This is a genomic window from Micromonospora sp. D75 (assembly GCF_018070405.1).
GTDB classification, from domain to species: Bacteria; Actinomycetota; Actinomycetes; order Mycobacteriales; family Micromonosporaceae; genus Micromonospora; species Micromonospora chalcea.
The window spans coordinates 1-2,657 of the sequence record NZ_JAGPXV010000742.1 but is presented as its reverse complement, the minus strand read 5'-3'; the positions used below and the strand labels follow the sequence as shown (position 1 = coordinate 2,657).

Genomic DNA, 2,657 nt, shown 5'->3' with positions numbered 1-2,657 from the left:
AATTGCGATCTTCACCCGTCGGTTGGCGGACCGGCGGAACCGGTCCCTGTTCAACCAGTTGGAACAGGTGAGCGAGCAGTGGATCGTCGAGGAGGAGGTGCCCTTCCAGACGATCTGGGGTATCCAGTTCGGCGTGACCGAGAGCGGATCGGTGCACTACTTCGGATCGTCGGTACACCTGCCGCAGCCCACCTCGACGTGGGTCGGTTGTGTGATGGACGACGACCAGCCCCCGGAGGAGCTGGTCGAAGCGCTGACCGTAGGGGTCCGAAAGGCCAGCGCGCTCGGGTACCGGGGCTACTGCTCCTTCGACGCCGGGATCGGCCGCGACGGCGCCCTGCGGGTCATCGACCCGAACTTCCGGGTCAGCGGGGCCACCACCTCGCTGCTGCACCGCAGCTCGCTGCTGGGCCGGCATCCGTGCGCCATGACCACGTTCTTCTCACTGGCCCCCGGCGTCGACGCCGAACCGATCCTCGCGCCGTTCATCGACCGGGGGCAGTTCGTCGTGTTCATGCATCACGACCCGGCGGAGACGGACAACGGCCCGCTGCCGGCGACCATCGTCGGCATGGTCGGGGCCGCGGACCGGTACGCCTGCGGCGTGCTGGTGGCGCAGATCCAGCGGGCCCTGGGCACCTGACGCGCCGGTCCGGGGCTCGGCTCCGGCGGCTCGTCATCCGTTCGCCGGCCCGGCCGCCCCCGCGGCGCCGGCCGGCGAACGGGCACCCGGCGGTGTCGGCCTCACATGCCGGAAAGTGCGGTACGCACAGCGTCCTCGGGGACGCGGGCGACCAGTTCGACTCCGCCCGGTCCGTCCAGGACGAAGGACAGGCCCGAGGTGGCCTTCTTGTCCCGGCGCATCAGCGTGATCAGCTCGTCGTGGTCGACGCCGCCGGGCAGCGTGGTGTCGAGCCCGTAGCCCGCCACCACGTCGTGGTGCTCGGCCACCCGGTCGGCCGGTATCCGGCCGAGGACGCCGGCCAGCCGGCCCGCGAAGACCGTGCCGACGCCGACCGCCTCACCGTGGCGCAGGCCGAAGTCGGTGGCCCGCTCCAACGCGTGCCCGAGCGTGTGGCCGTAGTTGAGGATGTGCCGCAGGCCGGAGTCCCGCTCGTCCGCGGCCACCACCCGGGCCTTCAACGCCACCGACGCGGCGATCTGCTCCGCCACCGGCCGGTCACGCAGATCACCGGCGCCGATGAAGTGCGCCCGGGCGATCTCCCCGTACCCGTTGCGCCACTCCCGCTGCGGCAGCGTCCCCAGGTGCTCGGTGTCGCAGAGCACCGCCCGGGGCTGCCAGTACACGCCCACGAGGTTCTTGCCCTCCGGCAGGTTGACGGCGGTCTTCCCACCGACGCTGGCGTCCACCTGGGCCAGCAGCGAGGTCGGCAGGTGGATCACCGGTACGCCCCGGTGGTAGAGGCCGGCGGCCAGCCCGACCACGTCCGTGGTGGTGCCGCCGCCGCACGAGACCACCGCGTCCGTCCGGCTCAGCCCGAACTCGGCGAACGCCCGGCAGAGCTGTTCCACAGTGGTCAGGTTCTTGTCGTGCTCGCCGTCGCGGGCCGGCACCACCCGGTGCGGCACGCCCGGGTCGGGCGTCCACTCCGGTGGCCGGGCCGAGACCACCACGACCCGCTGGGCGCCGATCCGCGCCACCTCCGCCGGGAGCCGGTGGCGTACGCCGGGACCGATCAGCACCGGGTACGACCGTTCCCCGAGTGCCACCTCGACGCGGGCCGGCTCGCTGGCGGGACGGTCAGGTACCGGCGTGTGCATGTGGTTGCTGCCTCCTCTGCGGAACGCGGGCCGGCGCGGTCGCGGCCGGGCTGCCCCGCACCATCGACAGGCGCAGCGCCAGCGCGGCCAGCGAGTCGACCTCCGGCCGGATGCCCCACCGATCGTGGGTGAGCTGCGCGTGGTGCGCCAGCAGGAACCCGGGAGGCGCCGTCGGGTGGTCGTGGCCCACCACGTCGGTCACCCGGTCCAGGTAGCGCTGCCACGCCACTGCCACGTCCCCGCCCAGCGGTAGGTCACCGGCCGACAGGACGATCTTCTCCGCCCCGGCGTCGGCCTGCGCGGCCAGGTCCCGCCGCTGCGCGCCGGTGAGCCGCTGGCTGCGTTCCTGCCAGTGCAGGAACAGGAACGCCAGGCGGTCGGCCGCCGGCATCAGCCCGGTCAGGTGCCGCAGGTGCGCCACGGCCAGCGGCAACTCGCCGCCGGCCAGCCAGGGCACGTCGCCGCCGAGCAGGGTGAGGGCCAGTTCGCTGCCCGCGAACGCGAGCGGGCCGCCCCGCGCGGGGTCGCGCACGACGTACCGGTCGCTGGCGAGGGACGCTCCCGGGTCGTACGCGAGCAGTCCCGCCCGTACCGCGTCGAGCGCGGCGGGCGCGGCATGGAAGCCGAGGCTCAGCCGCCCGGCGGGGGAGTCCTCCGGGTCGAAGAACCAGTCCATGCCGGGATCGGCCCGGCGGGCGGCGGCGACCAGCCCGGTCAGGACGGTGCCGACCAGCTCGGTCAGCCGCGTGCCCGGGCAGCCGCCGGCCGGTACGACCGAACGGGCGAACAACCAGCAGCGTTCCAACGACGGCACCTCGGCTGACGGGCGGGTGGAGCACGGGATTCGACGGTCCGCGGGGGTCGCCCCATCATCG

General features: G+C 73.7%; 2 protein-coding genes and 1 pseudogene. 1 reads left to right on the top strand and 2 read right to left on the bottom strand.

The features are described 5' to 3' along the window. A pseudogene (locus tag KBX39_RS28450) lies at window positions 1-643 on the top strand (ATP-grasp domain-containing protein); the annotation flags it as partial. A 101-nt stretch (window positions 644-744) separates the two neighbouring features. Here the strand turns inward: KBX39_RS28450 and KBX39_RS28445 are convergent. Both KBX39_RS28445 and KBX39_RS28440 read right to left on the bottom strand, forming a co-directional pair. Continuing rightward, window positions 745-1,782: a 3-dehydroquinate synthase gene (locus KBX39_RS28445; protein WP_187693314.1), complete on the bottom strand. Its 1,038-nt coding sequence runs from the start codon at window positions 1,780-1,782 to the stop codon at window positions 745-747. Next, entirely contained in the window at window positions 1,763-2,596 is an 834-nt protein-coding gene (locus tag KBX39_RS28440) for a hypothetical protein (RefSeq protein WP_312247502.1), read from the bottom strand. Before KBX39_RS28440 ends, KBX39_RS28445 begins: the two co-directional genes overlap by 20 nt. Window positions 2,597-2,657 lie beyond the last annotated feature (61 nt).

Coding starts and splice junctions, on each gene's coding strand:
- KBX39_RS28445 (WP_187693314.1), bottom strand. CDS start 1,782: ATGCACACGCCGGTACCTGACCGTCCCGCCAGCGAGCCGGCCCGCGTC.